The following is a 16052-nucleotide window of genomic DNA, read 5'->3' on the forward strand; positions in this document are numbered from 1 at the left end:
GGGTCACCTGAGTGTCCCGCGGCGGCTCGTGACGCCCCTGCCGCACCAACCGTCCCAAGTGGCGCTAGGTCGAATCACGACGCGAGCCACCCGCGGCCGCGGCCGACGTCGCCGTCGCCGTCGCCGTCGCGCGAGCCGACCACAGCCCCGGCGGACCGGCAGCGGGTCCGCGGCTTGTGCGCGGCCGCCCCACGCGACGCCGGCGCAGGGTGTGATCGGGGCGTGGACGACGTGATTCCGCGCCGCATCGCGGACCTCGGTGGCGCTGCACGCCGGCAGGACGTCGTCCTGGAAGGTGCGGACGTGCGGGCGCTCGACCGGTTGCTCCAGGCCGGCCGGGTCGTGCGACTCGCGCCAGGTGTGTACGGAGTGCCCGGCTGCTCGTCCGAGGCCGTCGCGGCGGCCGTCCACGGCGCCGGGATCGGGTGCGTCTCGGCTGCCGCGCGCGCGGGCGTCGCGATCCTGCGTCCGCCCGAGGCTCCGCACCTCGTCGTCCCCCGCGGGCGTGGACGGTCCGCGTCCCGGCTTCGCGACGAGTTCCCCGCGGTGCTCCACCACGAGTCGTGGTTCGCGCGGGGACGCGCTCGGGGCGCTGCGGTGGCTCCCGTCGGCCGGGCGCTCGCCCGGATGGTGCTCTGCCTCCCCACGCTCGACGCGGTGGTGGCGCTCGACAGCGCCTTCCAGAAGCGTCTCGCGACGATCGGCTCGGTCGGCGCACTGCTCCCCGCGACGGCCGACGTCCGGATGCGCCGGGTCCTCGATCTCACCGATGGGCGGAGCCGGTCGCCGATCGAGACGGTCGCGCGCCTCACGCTGCGGGGGGCGGGTCTGAGCGTCGTCGCGGGCGTCGTGGTCCCGATGGTGGGGGAGGTGGACCTCGTGGTCGAGGGGCGCGTCGTCGTCGAGCTGGATGGCTTCGCCCACCACTCCGGGCGCCGGGAGTTCGCCGAGGACCGCCGTCGCGACCGCGAGCTTACGCTGCAGGGTTACATCGTCCTGAGGTTCACGGCCCGCGACGTGCTCCGAGATCCTGATCGACTGGTCGCGACCGTCCGCGCTGCCGTCACGCTGTCGCGTGGAGGCCGTCGAGCCGGGCGGCCCTAGCGCCACCTGGTACAGGAGTTGCTCGAGTGATCGCTGCGGCGCCCCACGGGGTCCTCCGCGTCACCACACGTCCCACGTGGCGCTAGGCAGACACGACCGTCACCGAGCCGCGAGCCGCCGAGCCACCGAGCCGCCGAGCCGCCGAGCCGCCGAGCCACCGAGCCGCCGAGCCGCCGAGCCGCCGAGCCACCGAGCCGCCGCGTCAGCGGCGGACCAGGGCCGTCAGGGTCTCCACGGCCGGGAGGAGCTGGTGGAACGAGCGCTCGTAGAGCGCCGCGTCGCCGCGGAAGGGGTCGACGACGTCGTCGTCGGCCGGGCGGTACGCCGTGAGCCCCCGACGGCGAGCGACCAGGGGGACGAGGGCGCGCAGGCGGTCGGCGGTGGTCGCGTTCGCGCCGGGGAGTGCCGCCGGGTCGACGTCGGCCGCCAGCCGGGCCAGCTCGCGCAGGGTGAACGTGCGGCGGACGGCCGCCGGCACCAGCTCGACCACCGAGGACCGGTGCTTGCGGGTCATCCCGATGACGAGGTCGGCGGACCGGATCATCGACGCCTCGAGCTGACGGCTCGTGAAACCGGCCGGATCGCCTCCGTGCTCCGCCACGAGCTCAGCCATCGCGCGGGTCATCGGCCGACCGACGGGGGCGCCGGTCCCCGCCGACCCGATCTCGATCGCCGGCGCCAGCAGGCCCACAGCACGCCCCTGGAACGAGGCGCCGAGCCGAGCGGCCAGGAGCCGTTCGACCGCGGGCGACCGGCAGATGTTGCCCGTGCACACGACGAGGACGCGCAGAGGCGAAGCCACGTCGGAGGGGAACATGGCTCTATGGTCCCTGGCCACGGGCGCTGTTCGGCGCATTCGCACCCGATCGGCGCAGCAGGATCAGCCGGTCGTGCCTTCGGCGGTCCCGGCCCGGCGGCGGGCGTTGATCGACCGTGCTGCCTGCAGGCCGAGCAGGCCGATCGTGGCTCCGAGCGTGTTCATGACGACGTCGCGGATGCTGGGCACCCGCGTCGGGAAGAAGAGGAGCTGGGTCAGCTCGATCGCCGCGGACAGGCACAGCCCGAGCACCACGACCAGCCACCGACGCCGTACGAGCAGACCGACCAGCACGCCGAACGGCACGAACATGACGACGTTCGCGCTCGCCTCGAGCTGCGAGAAGCTCAGGGGGACGCCGGCCCGCAGGAACCAGGTGAGGATGTCGTCCACCAGGTCGAAGAACAGGCCCGAGGAGGACGGCGCAGGCCAGAGGGTGATGCGTGCGACGAGCCCGAGGTAGAGCACCAGCGTGACGACGACGGCGCGCCGGGTGGCAGGCTGGGGCACGTCACGGACGCTAGCAGGGCCTTTCACCCGTCCGGCCGCGACCGCGAATGATCACCCACCGGTGCCATCGACCGCCCCGGTACGCTCGTCGAGAATCCACCACAAAGGGGCATTTCGTGCGACTTTCTGTCATTGGGTGCGGCTACCTGGGGGCCGTGCACGCGGCGAGCATGGCTCAGCTGGGTCACGACGTCATCGGCATCGACGTCGACGAGCGCAAGATCGAGGCGCTGCGGGCAGGCCGTGCACCGTTCTACGAACCGGGGCTGCCGGAGCTGCTCACCGAGGCGGCGGCGACGGGTCGGTTGTCGTTCAGCACGGACATCGCCGAGGCGAACGGCGCCGAGGTCCACTTCATCTGCGTGGGGACACCGCAGGTGCACGGCGAGTTCCGTGCGGACCTCACCTACGTGAACGCGGCGGTCGCAGCCCTGCGCCCGCACCTGCGCTCCGGTGACGTGGTGGCGGGCAAGTCGACCGTCCCCGTCGGCACCGCGGAGGCGATCGCGGAGACTCTCGCGCGCACCGGCGCCGTGCTGGTCTGGAACCCTGAGTTCCTGCGGGAGGGCTTCGCGGTCCAGGACACGCTGCACCCGGACCGCCTCGTCTACGGCTTGCCGACGAACGACGACGGCGAGCCGACGCCCGAGGGCATCAAGGCGCAGGCGGCGCTCGACGAGGTCTACGCCACCCCGCTGTCGGAGGACACCCCGCTGGTCGTGACGGACTACGCGACGGCCCAGCTGGTCAAGGTGGCCGCCAACTCGTTCCTGGCGACGAAGATCTCGTTCATCAACGCGATGGCCGAGCTGTGCGAGTCGACCGGCGCCGACGTCACGCGCCTGGCCGACGCGATCGGCTACGACGACCGGATCGGCCGCCGGTTCCTGAACGCGGGGCTGGGCTTCGGGGGAGGCTGCCTCCCCAAGGACATCCGTGCGTTCATGGCTCGTGCCGGCGAGCTCGGCGTCAGCGACGCCCTGGGCTTCCTGCGCGAGGTCGACTCGATCAACATGCGACGCCGGGTGCGGGTGGTCGACCTGGCCCGTGAGGTCTGCCACGGCTCGATCGTCGGGCGTCGGATCGCGGTCCTCGGTGCGGCGTTCAAGCCCGACTCCGACGACGTGCGGGACTCGCCCGCACTGTCCGTCGCGGCCCAGATGCAGCTGCAGGGTGCTCACGTGACCGTGACCGACCCGCAGGCGATCCCGAACGCACGGGCCAAGTGGCCGGACCTGCACTTCGCAGACACCGCCCTCGAGGCAGCCGCTGGCGCGGACGTCGTCCTGCTCGCCACGGAGTGGGCGCAGTACCGCGAGCTCGACCCCGAGGAGCTGGGGCAGGTCGTGGCGCACCGGCGGATGCTCGACGGCCGCAACGTCCTGGAGCCCGCCCAGTGGCGTGCAGCCGGCTGGACGTACCGAGCGCTCGGTCGCCCCTGATCGAACGCGACGAGACTCGCACCTCGACGACGGCCGTCCCCCCGCGGGGACGGCCGTCGGCGCGTTCCGACCTAGCGCCACCTGGGACGGATGTCGTCGCCTGGGGCGCCCAGACGCGTCCCTGGCAGCACGTCCATCACGCGCGTCACAAGTGCCGCTAGGTTCGCGCGGGCGCGGTTTCGTTACGCAAGGTAATGACGTAGGCTAACGATATGACCAGCGCCCCCGACCCCACCGGTGACCTCCGCATCGCCATCGGGCAGGCTGCGCGGCGGATCCGGGCGGAACGCGGTGGCGCCGGACTGGCCGACCCGCAGTACACGGTCCTGCTCTGGCTGAACAAGAGCGGACCGCTGACGCCGGGGCAGCTTGCGGATCTGGAGCGCGTCCAGCCGCCGTCGATGACCCGCACGGTGAACTGCCTCGCCGAGCTCGGTCTGGTGGCCAAGGCGCCGCACCCGACGGACGGACGCCAGGTCGTCGTGAGCCTGACCGAGACCGGCACGGCGGAGGTCGAGGAGACCCGTCGTCGGCGCAACACGTGGCTGTCCGGCCAGCTCGACGCGATGACGCCCGAGGAGCGACGGGTCCTGGCGGAGGCCGCCGAGCTGCTGCGGAGGATCGCCCAGGCATGAGTCCCACGTTCTCCTCGCTGCAGTTCCGCAACTACCGCCTGTGGTTCGCCGGGGCTCTGGTCGCGAACATCGGCACGTGGATGCAGCGCGTCGCGCAGGACTGGCTCGTCCTCACCGAGCTGTCCGACGAGTCCGGTGTCGCCGTCGGCATCACGACCGCCCTGCAGTTCGCGCCCGTGCTCGTCCTGTCTCCGTGGGCCGGGTTGCTCGCCGACCGGGTGGACCGTCGCAAGCTGCTCATGGCCACGCAGATCGCGCAGGGGATCCTGGCCGCCGGCCTCGGGCTGCTCGTCCTGTCCGGGAACGCCCAGCTGTGGATGGTGTACCTGTTCGCGCTGACGCTCGGGTGCGTCACCGCGATCGACGGTCCCGTCCGGCAGACGTTCGTCGCCGAGCTCGTCCCGGCCGCCAAGCTGTCGAACGCGGTGGGGCTGAACAGCGCCTCGTTCAACGCCGCCCGGCTGATCGGCCCGGGCGTGGCCGGCCTTCTCATCGCGGCGGTCGGCACCGGCTGGGTGTTCCTCATCAACGCGGCCACCTTCGCCGCGACGATCGTCGCACTGGCCGCGATGCGCACGGCGGACCTGCGGCCGATGCCGACGGTCGTGCGCGCCAAGGGGCAGCTGCGGGAGGGCATCGCCTACGTGCGGGGACGCAGCGACATCCTCGTGATCATGGTCGTCGTCGGGACGGTCTCGACGTTCGGCCTGAACTTCCAGCTGACCAGCGCGATGATGGCGCGCACCGAGTTCGGCCGGGGCGCGGGCGAGTACGGGATCCTCGGCTCCGTGCTGGCGATCGGGTCGCTGACCGGGGCGCTGCTCGCGGCACGTCGAGAGAGGCCGCGCGTCCGGCTCGTCATTGGCTCGGCATTCGGATTCGGCATCGCGACGGGCGTCATGGCCCTGATGCCGACCTACCCGTCGTTCGTCGTCGCGACCATCCCGGTCGGTCTGGCCAGCCTGACGATGATGACGGCGGCGAACTCCACCATCCAGATGACGACCGATCCCGCTGTACGAGGACGGGTGATGGCGTTGTACATGATGGTCTTCCTCGGTGCGACGCCGGTCGGTTCGCCCATCATCGGCTGGATCGGGCAGACCTTCGGTCCGCGCTGGGCGATCGGCATCGGCTCGATCACCGCGCTCCTCGTCGCCGCCGGTGCGGCGCTCTGGGTGCGTGCGAAGTGGGACGTCCGCGTCCGCTACAGCGTCCGGAGCAGGCCGCACCTCCAGGTGGTCAACGTGCGGGTCCTGCCCGACGACGCCGCCGCCCGGCTCGGCGCGCAGGAGGCCGCGGACAACCGGTCGGCGGCGTGACGGCCGGTTGAGGGCCGGGTGAATCACGCGGACGACGTGCTCGCGTCGATGTCCGGCATGTGACGATCTGTCGGTGAGCGCAACGGTCGAAGGCACCCCGGACTCGGGCGATCTCTTCGACGTGCTCCCCGACGGGGACCCGGCACCGCGCACACGCAGGTCACGCCGCACCCGCATCGTGGTCTGGTCCGTCTTGGCCGCGCTCCTCGTGGTCGTCCTGCTCGGCGCGTGGCTGGGCTACCGGGCCGTCCAGGCCGCCGACGCCCTGTCGTCCGCACAGCAGGGCTTCGTCACGATGCAGAAGGACCTCGGTGACGGCGGCACGGACAAGATCGAGCAGCAGCTCCCGGCCGTCCGGAAGGACTTGGCGACCGCGGTGAGTGCCACGCACGACCCTGTCTGGCGCGTGGCCGAGCACCTGCCTGTCCTCGGCGCCAACCTCGAGGCGGTGCGCATCGTCTCGACGTCCCTGGACGACATGACGACCGACGCGCTGCCCGCGGTGAGCACGCTGAACGCCGTGCTGAACCTCGAGGGTGCACGTGGTCAGGACGGCCGGGTGGACCTGGCCCCGCTGGCTGATGCGGGCCCGCAGATCATCACCGCGGCCGCGAGCGCTCACCGGGCCCAGGACGCGGTGGCCCAGATCGACACCGGCGCGCTGGTCCCGCAGCTGGCCCGTCCGGTGGAGAAGCTGGGCTCGGCGCTCGACACCGTCACGGGTGCCCTCGACGCCGGCGCTCAGGTGGCCACGCTCCTTCCGCCGATGCTCGGGTCCGACGGCCCACGCAACTACCTGCTGGTGTCGCTGAACTCGGCGGAGCTGCGCAGCGCGGGAGGCATCGTCGGCGCGTTCGCCGTGCTGCACGCCCAGGACGGCGCTGTGACGCTCGTCGACCAGCGCTCCACCATCGACCTGCCCGCGATCCCCGAGTCGATCCTCCCGCTGAGCGACGAGGAGCTGAACCTCGACACCGACCGCCTGGGCCGCTGGGTGCAGGACTCGGTGCTCACGCCCGACTTCCCGCGCTCCGCCCAGCTCCTCGCCGCCCGTTGGGAGCGCGACACGGGACAGCACGTCGACGGCGTGGTCGCCGCGGACCCCGTCGGAGCCCGCTACCTGCTCGACGCCACAGGACCCGTCACCGACGAGGCGGGAACCACCGTGAACGCCGCCGACGTCGTGCGGGTGCTGCTCCACGACGCGTACCAGAACATCGAGGACCCCGCGAAGGTCGACGAGTTCTACGCCCGGGTCGCCGCCGCCATCTTCGGGGCGGTCGGGTCCGGTCAGGGGGACACCCACGGCCTCGTGACCGCGTTGACGAAGTCCGGGTCCGAAGGACGCCTGCGCATCTGGTCCGGCCACGAGGCGGAGCAGAAGACGCTCGCGGAGACGACGATCGGCGGGGCGTTCCTGTCGGGCGACCACCCGAACGCGACGGGCGTCTTCCTCAACGACGGCACCGGCGGCAAGCTCGACTACTACCTCACCACCAAGGTGACGATCGAGGACCTGTCGTGCACCGGCCCGGAGCCGACAGCGACGGTCCGTCTCGAGCTTGCCTACGCACCTCCCGAGGCCGTCGCAGCACTCCCGTCGTACGTGACCGGTCCGGGTGTCGGCGGGCTGCCGCTGGGCAGCCTCGCGACGAACATCAGCATCTACTCGGCCGTGGGCGAGAAGCTCGGACCGCTGGGCCTGGGCAACGGCTCGGTCGGTGGCAAGACGGGCTCGGCTGCCGGCCGTGACGTCGAGGTGGTGACGTCGATCCTGCAGCCGGGCGGCCACGAGACGTACTCCACGACGGTGCCCGTCAAGAACGGCAGCGTCAGCGTCTGGACGACGCCGACGCTGACCGATTCCGGCTTCGCATCGGCGACGTGCCCCTGACGCCCTGACCTGGACCTTCGTGCTCACCCCGGGTCCACGACCTGGACAGGATCTCACCCGACCGGGTGAACTATGGGTGAATTGGTCCGCTTTCGACCGCTTCACCCGATCTGTCCTCCCACTCGGGGGCCGGGGCGGGTCATGATGGTCGTCTGAAATGTCCGTTTCCGTGAACCAGAGGGCGAACATCATGGTCAGAAATATTCGTCGTGTGATCGTCGTGCTGGCGGTGGTGCTCCTCGGCTTCGCCCTGGCCGGCCCGGCGACCGCCATCTCGAGCGCGTCCCCCACGGGAAGCCCGACCGTCAGCCCGAGCCCCTCGCCCAGCGAGACCATCCCGACGACCGGCTGCGCAGACGACACCGACTACCCGGTGCCGTGTCTGTTCTCGGTCCAGGTCGCACCCACCTGCGTCGAGAACGTCCCCGAGGTGTCGTACGACGTGCTGGGCGCACCTGCCGGCGTGACCACCGTCGACCTGACGTTCGACAACCCCAGTGGCCCGAACGCGACGCTGACCGGGCTGCCCCTCCACGGCATCTTCGCGAACCCCGCCGCGTTCGTGAAGGCGGGCATCCTCATCCACTTCCTGGCGGGTCCCGGGATCGAGGCCACGGCCGCCTACCCGGCTCCGCAGGTGGACTGCGGCGCGACGCAGCAGACGCCGAGTCCGACGCCGACTCCGACGTCGACCCCGACCCCCCAGGTCCTCGTCGACACGCCCAGCCCCACGGCCACGCCGGTCAGCGAGGTGCTCGCCGATGACGGCGCCGTCCTCTCCGCCACCGGCAGCAACGGGGCACCGATCCTCGCGGCAGCGATCGGCTTCGTCCTGATCGGCGCCGCCGCGGTCACGTTCGTCACGATCTCGCGTCGCCGCCGGAACGCCTGACCGAGCCCCACAAGCACGACGCCCGCCCCTCACTGACCAGGGGGTGGGCGTCGTCGTGTTCCCGGCGACGTCGGGGCCAGCCGGCGGGCGGACCCGGCGGGACCGGGCGGACCAACCGGCCGCGCTGCCCGGGATCGTCAGCTTGTCGCTGGGCGAGCCGAACGGTGACGCCCACCCGTGGCGTCCGTGGACCAACCGGCCGGGCGGATCAACCGGCCGGGCGGACCAGGTGAGACGGGGCGGACCGGCGGCCGGGCGGACCAGGTGGGACCAGGCGGCCGGGCGGACGGGTCAGAGCAGCTGGTCCACGACGTGGTCGATGCAGGCTGTCAGGGCGAGCACGTCGTCCGGGTCGACCGCGGGGTACATCGCGACCCGGAGCTGGTTGCGGCCGAGCTTGCGGTAGGGCTCGACGTCGACCACGCCGTGCGCGCGCAGCACCTTGGCCACGGTGGGTGCCTCGATCTCGGGCGCCAGGTCGATCGTGCCGACGACGTTCGAACGGATCGCGGGATCGGCGACGAACGGGGTCGCCCAGTCGCGGGCCTCGGCCCAGCCGTACAGGTGGCCGGCCGAGGTGGCGGTCCGCTCCGCCGCCCACGGCAGGCCACCGTTGCCGAGGATCCAGTCGAGCTGCTCGGCCAGGAGGACGAGCGTGGCGATGGCCGGGGTGTTGAGCGTCTGGTCGAGGCGCGAGTTGGTGACGGCCGTCGTGAACGAGAGGAACTCGGGCACCCAGCGGCCACCGGCCTCGATGCGCGCGGCCCGCTCGATCGCGGCCGGTGAGGCGGCAGCGATCCAGAGCCCGCCGTCCGAGGCGAAGGACTTCTGCGGCGCGAAGTAGTAGACGTCGGTCTGCCGGACGTCGACGGCCAGGGCGCCCGCGCCCGACGTCCCGTCGACGAGGACCAGCGCACCCTGCTCACGCGAGCCGGTGACGCGGCGGACGGGCGCGACGACGCCGGTGGAGGTCTCGTTGTGCGGCCAGGCGTAGGTGTCGGCCCCGTCGACGAACGTCGGCACGGACACTCCTCCGGGCGCGACGGCGCTGACCACGGGCGTCGCGAGGAACGGTGCCCTGCCTGCTGCGGCTGCGAACTTGGCGCCGAACTCGCCGAACGTGCCGAAGGCGGCGACGTCGTCGACGAGGCACAGGGTGGCGATGTCCCAGAACGCCGACGAGCCGCCGTTGCCGAGCACGATCTCGTAGTCGTCGGGCAGGTCGAGCAGCGACGACAGGCCGGCGCGGACGCGTCCGACGAGAGCGCGCACGGGCGCCTGCCGGTGCGAGGTGCCCATCAGGGCCGCGGACGGTCCGGCGAGGGCCTCGAGCTGGGCGGCGCGGACCTTGGAGGGACCTGATCCGAAGCGGCCGTCCGCGGGCAGCATGCTCGCGGGGATCGTCGGTCGGAACGTGGCTGCGGTGTGGTCGTCGGGCACGAGCCCGAGGATAGGCGGTCGCGAGCCTCCGATGCCCGCGCGAGCAACTAACCTGTGCACCAGCACGGAGACGCGACGTTGGAGGCTGCAGCAGTGAGCGACCTGATCGACACGACGGAGATGTACCTCAAGACGATCTACGAGCTCACCGAGGAAGGCATCACCCCGCTGCGCGCCCGCATCGCGGAGCGTCTGGGGCACTCCGGCCCGACCGTGTCCCAGACGGTGGCGCGCATGGAGCGCGACGGCCTGGTCGTCGTGAGCGGCGACCGTCATCTCGAGCTGACCGGTGCAGGTGCCGCCAAGGCGACCCGGGTCATGCGCAAGCACCGGCTGGCGGAGCGGCTCCTCATCGACGTGATCGGCCTGGAGTGGCCGTACGTGCACGAAGAGGCCTGCCGCTGGGAGCACGTGATGAGCGAGCGCGTCGAGATCCGCCTGGCCGAGCTGCTCGACCACCCGCACTTCGACCCGTACGGCAACCCGATCCCGGGCCTGGGGGAGATCGGCGAGGAGACCACGCGCGAGGGTTTCCTCGACGGTGTCACGTCGCTCGTCGGTTTCCACGGCGAGATCGGGTCCGACGGGGTCGAGCGGGCCGTCGTCGCGCGCATCGCCGAGCCGTTGCAGGTGGATGTGGAGCTGCTGTCGCGTCTTTCCGAGGCCGGGGTGCTGCCGCACCAGGAGATCTCGATCGAGCGTTCCGACGGCGTCGTGACGGTCTCCACCGCCGGGTCGGACATCCTTCTGGACCTGCCCGAGGACGTCGCGCGACACATCTTCGTCGGGGTCCGCTGAGGGCACCCGTGGCCGTCGGACGCGACGCCGCCCGGTTCGTCACCGGACAGGTTCGTCCGTATTTCTGGTCAGATGGTGCATCGGTCCGACAGGTCCGTGATCAGCCAGAGGCTTGCCGGGTGAGGTCTGCCGACGCGGCAAAACGGGCGCCGACCTGCGTCTTTGCAGGTCATGCGGCGCGCGGGGAGCCCCGCTGCAGGACGCCCGTCCAACATGGACGAAGATTCTCGTGACCGGAACGTGACAATCGCTGCGGGCGTCATGTACGTTCGTCCTGCTTCTCCAGAACCCTCCTCTGAGGAAGCCCTCGAGCGGAACGCCTAACCCTGCCGTCGCTCCGAGGTTCGCTCTACACCGCCGGCAGGGGCGGGGGACCCAATTGCGGGCACCGGAAGTTCGGTGTCCTTGGGGTGAAGTCGCAGAACCGGTTCTCCGGGGACGCGGCCGGGTGTTCTCCCATCCGAACCCGACAGCTGACCTCGTAGGCCTCAGGAGAGGCACAGCGTGACCGTGAGCACTACTCGCGCCCGCCATCGTGCGGCGCGGCGTCCCTCGACGCCACTGACAGAGCTCGCTGCGGCGGCAACCGGTCAGATGGGCACCGTCGGTCGTCGTACGGCCGTCGTGGCCGCGTCGTCGGGACTCGTCGTCTCGATGCTCAGCTCGCCCGCATCGGCCACAGCCGGTGACGCAGGTGCGCTGCCTGCCGTCGACACCGCAGCACTGACCGCCTCCGCGCGAGCCGTGCTCAACTCCGCGCCCGTCGTCACGTCCCCGGCCGCAGCCACGTGGACGGTGGACATCCCGGGCGTCACGGTCGAGACGCCGCCGCCCCCGCCCGTCAAGGTCAAGGTTGCCAAGGCCGCCTCGCGCAGCGTCGCACGCGCCGGCGTTGCCCGTGCCGCAGCGGCGACCGCCAAGGCCGCTCCGACAGCCGCCGTTCCGCAGGCCGTCGCCGGCAACGCGGTCCTCGAGATCGCCGCGCAGTACGTCGGCACGCCGTACGTCTCCGGCGGCACCTCGCCCGGCGGCTTCGACTGCTCGGGCTTCGTCTCCTACGTCTACGCGCAGCTCGGCGTGAGCCTGCCGCGCACCTCCGGTGGCATCAAGGCTGCGGGAACGATCATTCCCCGCGACCAGGCCAGGCCCGGCGACATCATCTGGAGCCCCGGGCACGTGGCGCTCTACGCCGGCGGGAACTCGCAGATCGACTCGCCCCGCCCGGGCAAGACGATCCAGTTCCGCGCCATCTGGCAGAGCGCACCGGTCTTCATCCGGATCGGCTGACTCCAGCCCGAAGCACGACGAAGCCACGACGACGCCGCTGTCGTCGGGGCTTTGTCGTGTCCGACCGGCCCCCGCAGCGCCGTGCACGTCACCTCGGCACCCGACAGCTGAGGGCCGCGCGTAGTCTGGCCGTGCACCACGCTGTTGCAACGCTGCGCCGGGCCGGCAGCCAGCCGGTCCGACCTCCGAGGTCGGGAGAACGCCGTGCTCGTGAATGCCCCCGCGCTGACAGCCGAGACGACCGGTGGAGCGGAAGCCGCCGCCCCCCTCGCCGGATCCGGCGCCCGCTCACTGCTTCTGAACGCCAGCATGGAACCCCTGTGCATCGTGAGCCTGCGCCGTGCCGTCGTCCTCGTCATGACGGGCAAGGCCACGGTGCTCGAGTCGGACGGGCGGCTGCTGCACGCCGAGCACGTCGTCGTTCCCCTGCCGGTCGTCCTGTGCCTGACCCGGTACGTGCACGTTCCCGTCCGCAGGCCGGTGCCGCCCACGCGCCGGACCGTCCTCCAGCGGGACAACCACCGGTGTGCCTACTGCGGCGGGGGAGCGGACACGGTCGACCACGTGCACCCGCGGTCCCGCGGCGGCCGGCACGAGTGGACCAACGTGGTCGCGGCCTGCGTCCGGTGCAACCACCGCAAGGCGGACCGGCTCCTGCCCGAGATCGGGTGGGAGCTGCCGTTCGTCCCACGGGCGCCCCGGTGGTCGGTGGCCTTCGGGACCACGTCGGTTCGCGCCGAGCCGTTGTGGTCGCAGTACGTTGTGGCCTGACAGTGGTGCGACGCCGGCTTGACGAGTCGTAGGAGGTCCCCACGTGACGAGAGACGACGCGGTCCTCGTAGGGGTCGACGGGTCGTCGGCGAGCCTCCACGCGTTGGACTGGGCGGCCGCGCAGGCAGCGACGCACGGCTGGGCGCTGCGGATCGTGTGCAGCTACTCGCTGCCGTCCTTCACGGCCGCGTCCCTCGACGGCGGCTACGCGGCGCTCGACGACGCGACGATCCAGCAGGGCGCACGGGCGGTCCTCGCCGAGGCGACGGAACGCGTGTCTGCGCGCGGGGTGCCGGTCACCGCGAGCGTCGTCACGGGCGACGCGACGGGCGTGCTGGTCGAGATGTCGCACACCGTCCGGACGGCGGTCGTCGGCACGCGCGGGGGTGGCGGGTTCGCGGACCGGCTGCTCGGCACGGTGTCCTCGGCCCTGCCGGCGCACGCGTACTGCCCGACGGTGGTGGTCCCGCTGCGCAAGGGCGGCAAGCCGCTCCCCAGCGATGTCGAGATACCGGCGGTCCGGCCGCTGCGCCGCATCGTCGTCGGGGTCGACGGCTCGCCCGCCGCGGAGTACGCGTTGCGCTACGCGATCGCCGAGGCGGAGGTCTGGGGTGCCGACCTGACCGCCGTCGCCGGTGTGCCCGTCGGCGCGATGACCGGTGTGCTCGCATGGCTGCCGGCGGCCGTCGACCGCGAGCAGGTGCTGCGCGACGTGACCGAGGGCCTGCACGTGGTCGTGGACCGTGCCCTGGCCGACCATCCCGGGGTCGTCGTCAAGCGCCACGCGCTGGACGGCACCGGCGCCGAGCTGCTCACCGAGTTCTCCGCCGCGACCGACCTGATCGTCGTGGGGTCGCGCGGCCGTGGCGGGTTCGCCGGGTTGCTGCTCGGTTCCACGAGCCAGGCGGTCCTGCACCACGCGGACTGCCCGGTCATGGTGGTCACCAACCGCTGCGCGATGGACGCCGCCGCGGCGAGCTAGGGCTCACGACACCGGGTCGGGCGGGACGTCCGGGCGTCGGACCAGCGCCGACAGCACGACCGTGGACCGCGTCCGGGACACGAACGGCTCGGCGGCCAACCGCTCGACCACCCGTTCCAGGTGCCGCATGTCGCGCGCCCGCACCTGGACCATCAGGTCGACGTCGCCGGTCACTGTGCTCGCCGCGACGACCTCGGGGTACTGCTCGACCGCTGCCTGCATGACGGCGGGGCTCGTCGACCCCTGGCAGTAGAGCTCGACGAACGCCTCCGTCTGCCAGCCCATCGCTGCCGGGTCGAGACGGACCGTGAATCCGCGGATCACGCCGCGCTCGCGGAGCCGGTCCACGCGGCGCTTCACCGCCGGGGCAGAGAGCGAGACGAGGTCCCCGACCTGCGCGAACGTGGCGCGGGCGTCCTGGCCCAGCGCGCGCAGGATCGCGGTGTCCAGCGGGTCGAGCCCCGTCGCGTCGTTCACGTACACATCATGGCCGAGCCTGCGAAATGACGTACCTCGTCTGCAATGCCCCAAGAGGGCTCAAGCCGGACACCGGGCGTGCCGAGAGCACTGAAGGGCGTCTCGTGAGGGCGTTCTCGTGGTTCGTGAAGGAGGCGACGTGGCAAGAGACACCGCAAGGCGCATCGACACGGTACCGACGCCGCGTGCGTCGGACGTGGACGTGGCGGTCACCGAGCCCGTCGGTGTGTCGACGGGCGACCGGACGACCCTGCCCGCAGGCACCTCGAAAGCGACCGCCGCATCCGACGCGACCACCGCATCCGACGCTGCCGCCGCCTCCGAGGCGGCGACGCCGACGACGACGGTCAAGCCGCGGCGCGGCCCCGCCGCACGTGGTCTGTCCGCCGGAGCACGACCGGCGGGAGGCGTCCCGCAGCAGCCGTCGGCCTCGTCTCCGCTCGTCGCGACCACACCGGTCCGCCCGGCGACCGCGCCGGAGCGTCGGCACCGGGTCCGCCGAACGGTCTGGATCGCGGTCGCCGCAGCCGTCGTCGTCGCTCTCGGATCAGGCAGCGCCGTCTACGCCTCGGAAGCCGGCGACCTCTCGGCGCAGGACGCGGAGCTCGACGCGACTGTCCGTGTCGACGGGGCGGTCCTGGCCTCGTCGCGGGACGACGCCGTCGACCAGGACGCCGACCGCGCGGGTGTGACTGCTGCGCTCGCTGCCAACCGCGCACGCGCCGCGGCTCAGGCCAAGGCGGTCGTCGACAAGGCGAACGCCGTCCTCGCTGCCACCCCGAACGCCGGCGACGGCCCGCGTAGGGCTCTCGGAGCGGCCACGTCGGCCCTCGCCGCGAGCATCGCCGCACCGGCGACGAGCGCCGCGACCGTGCGCGACCTGGCTCACGCCGTGGCCGCGCCCCAGCAGGCCGCGACAGACGGTCAGGCCACCTGGCAGGCCACCGAGAACGCGCGCATCGCCGCCGAGCAGGCCGCCGCCGCTCAGCAGGCAGCCGGGCAGGCCTACGCGGGGACCGGGACCAGACCGCGCTCGACGGTGCGGTGGAGCGCCCCGCGCACCACGGCTCCGCGGGTGAGCTCGGGTGGCTCGGTCGCACCTCCCGCAGCGGCACCGTCGGGTGTCCCGGCGGGCGGCAAGGTCTGCTCGGGCTCGGGTGGTTCGGGTGCGAGCGAGTCCAGCGTCGCGGCGATCGGCGCCGCGATCAACGCCTACCGCGCAAGCCGCGGCCTGTCTCGGCTGTCGGTGTCGCGGAGCGGCACCCTGGTAGGGCACGCGGTGAACATGGCCAACACCGGCGGTATCTGGCACTCGGGCAGCGACAACATCGTGGCGTGCGTCAGCAGCGGCTCGGCGTCGGCGATGGTCTCGGCCTGGTCGCACTCGCCGCCGCACGACGCACAGATGCGCCGCACCGACGTGTCGAGCATGGCCGTCGGCGGTGCGAGCCTGCGCGGCTGGCTGTTCGGCGCTGTGAAGTTCAACTGACGGCCCGCCGAAAGACGTCCGAGCAGATGCGCCCTGCGGCGCGCGTCTGCTCGGACGTTTTTGCGCTCTGACCTGCGCTCGCACTGCGGTGTCGGGGCGGCGTGACCCGGTCCCGACGCTCTCCTGCCCGGCGCCCCGGGCCGTCGCGCCGTCGGCCGCGGGCTTGCGCGAATGCCCCAGAGATGTTCAAGT

General features: G+C 72.2%; 15 protein-coding genes and 1 riboswitch. Of the genes, 11 read left to right on the top strand and 4 right to left on the bottom strand.

Going from position 1 to position 16052, the window contains the following annotated elements:
• Positions 1–222: 222 nt before the first annotated feature.
• A complete protein-coding gene (locus I847_RS24645) occupies positions 223–1104 on the top strand; it encodes a type IV toxin-antitoxin system AbiEi family antitoxin domain-containing protein (RefSeq protein ID WP_051275032.1) in 882 nt (293 codons plus the stop codon).
• Between the two features lie 202 nt (positions 1105–1306).
• Here the strand turns inward: I847_RS24645 and I847_RS0117710 are convergent, their stop codons facing one another.
• Complete coding sequence (locus I847_RS0117710) at positions 1307–1921, bottom strand: low molecular weight phosphatase family protein (RefSeq protein WP_034610837.1); 615 nt, start codon at positions 1919–1921, stop codon at positions 1307–1309.
• 63 nt (positions 1922–1984) lie between these two features.
• A complete protein-coding gene (locus I847_RS24650) occupies positions 1985–2431 on the bottom strand; it encodes a VanZ family protein (protein ID WP_051275033.1) in 447 nt (148 codons plus the stop codon).
• A gap of 116 nt (positions 2432–2547) precedes the next feature.
• On the opposite strand from I847_RS24650, the gene I847_RS0117720 reads away from it, so the two are divergent.
• The 5 genes from I847_RS0117720 (at position 2548) to I847_RS24660 (ending at position 8616) form a co-directional block, all read left to right on the top strand.
• On the top strand, positions 2548–3873 hold the full coding sequence (locus I847_RS0117720; protein ID WP_028050752.1) for a UDP-glucose/GDP-mannose dehydrogenase family protein: 1326 nt from the start codon (positions 2548–2550) through the stop codon (positions 3871–3873).
• Between the two features lie 212 nt (positions 3874–4085).
• Complete coding sequence (locus tag I847_RS0117725; RefSeq protein WP_028050753.1) at positions 4086–4508, top strand: MarR family winged helix-turn-helix transcriptional regulator; 423 nt, start codon at positions 4086–4088, stop codon at positions 4506–4508.
• Positions 4505–5830 (top strand): MFS transporter, encoded by a 1326-nt coding sequence (locus tag I847_RS0117730; protein WP_028050754.1) that lies wholly within the window; start codon positions 4505–4507, stop codon positions 5828–5830. The genes I847_RS0117725 and I847_RS0117730 overlap by 4 nt, the downstream gene beginning before the upstream one ends.
• 73 nt (positions 5831–5903) lie before the next feature.
• Positions 5904–7724: a DUF4012 domain-containing protein gene (locus I847_RS24655; protein ID WP_231384274.1), complete on the top strand. Its 1821-nt coding sequence runs from the start codon at positions 5904–5906 to the stop codon at positions 7722–7724.
• Positions 7725–7881: 157 nt separating this feature from the next.
• Positions 7882–8616, top strand: coding sequence for a hypothetical protein (locus I847_RS24660; protein WP_034610839.1), 735 nt, complete (start codon positions 7882–7884; stop codon positions 8614–8616).
• A gap of 291 nt (positions 8617–8907) precedes the next feature.
• Here I847_RS24660 and serC read toward each other — a convergent pair whose 3' ends face one another.
• Positions 8908–10005 carry a phosphoserine transaminase gene (gene serC, locus I847_RS0117745; protein WP_034611117.1) on the bottom strand — a complete coding sequence of 366 codons (1098 nt, stop codon included), beginning with the start codon at positions 10003–10005 and terminating at the stop codon, positions 8908–8910.
• Positions 10006–10149: 144 nt separating this feature from the next.
• On the opposite strand from serC, the gene I847_RS0117750 reads away from it, so the two are divergent.
• The 4 genes from I847_RS0117750 to I847_RS0117765 all read left to right on the top strand — a co-directional run bounded on the left by I847_RS0117750 (position 10150) and on the right by I847_RS0117765 (position 13894).
• Positions 10150–10854 carry a metal-dependent transcriptional regulator gene (locus I847_RS0117750; RefSeq protein WP_028050756.1) on the top strand — a complete coding sequence of 235 codons (705 nt, stop codon included), beginning with the start codon at positions 10150–10152 and terminating at the stop codon, positions 10852–10854.
• Between the two features lie 307 nt (positions 10855–11161).
• A riboswitch (cyclic di-AMP (ydaO/yuaA leader) is annotated at positions 11162–11356 on the top strand.
• Positions 11357–11358: 2 nt separating this feature from the next.
• Positions 11359–12141: a C40 family peptidase gene (locus I847_RS0117755; RefSeq protein WP_028050757.1), complete on the top strand. Its 783-nt coding sequence runs from the start codon at positions 11359–11361 to the stop codon at positions 12139–12141.
• A 204-nt stretch (positions 12142–12345) separates the two neighbouring features.
• Positions 12346–12912: an HNH endonuclease gene (locus I847_RS0117760; protein WP_231384276.1), complete on the top strand. Its 567-nt coding sequence runs from the start codon at positions 12346–12348 to the stop codon at positions 12910–12912.
• 43 nt (positions 12913–12955) lie between these two features.
• Positions 12956–13894 carry a universal stress protein gene (locus tag I847_RS0117765; protein ID WP_028050759.1) on the top strand — a complete coding sequence of 313 codons (939 nt, stop codon included), beginning with the start codon at positions 12956–12958 and terminating at the stop codon, positions 13892–13894.
• Positions 13895–13897: 3 nt separating this feature from the next.
• Here I847_RS0117765 and I847_RS0117770 read toward each other — a convergent pair whose 3' ends face one another.
• Positions 13898–14371 carry an Lrp/AsnC family transcriptional regulator gene (locus tag I847_RS0117770; RefSeq protein ID WP_034611121.1) on the bottom strand — a complete coding sequence of 158 codons (474 nt, stop codon included), beginning with the start codon at positions 14369–14371 and terminating at the stop codon, positions 13898–13900.
• 139 nt (positions 14372–14510) lie between these two features.
• Between I847_RS0117770 and I847_RS0117775 the strand changes: the two genes are divergently transcribed.
• Positions 14511–15860, top strand: coding sequence for a hypothetical protein (locus I847_RS0117775; protein WP_155856210.1), 1350 nt, complete (start codon positions 14511–14513; stop codon positions 15858–15860).
• Positions 15861–16052: the final 192 nt, after the last annotated feature.

The sequence above is a fragment of the Cellulomonas sp. URHD0024 genome, assembly GCF_000426185.1.
GTDB lineage: Bacteria > Actinomycetota > Actinomycetes > Actinomycetales > Cellulomonadaceae > Cellulomonas.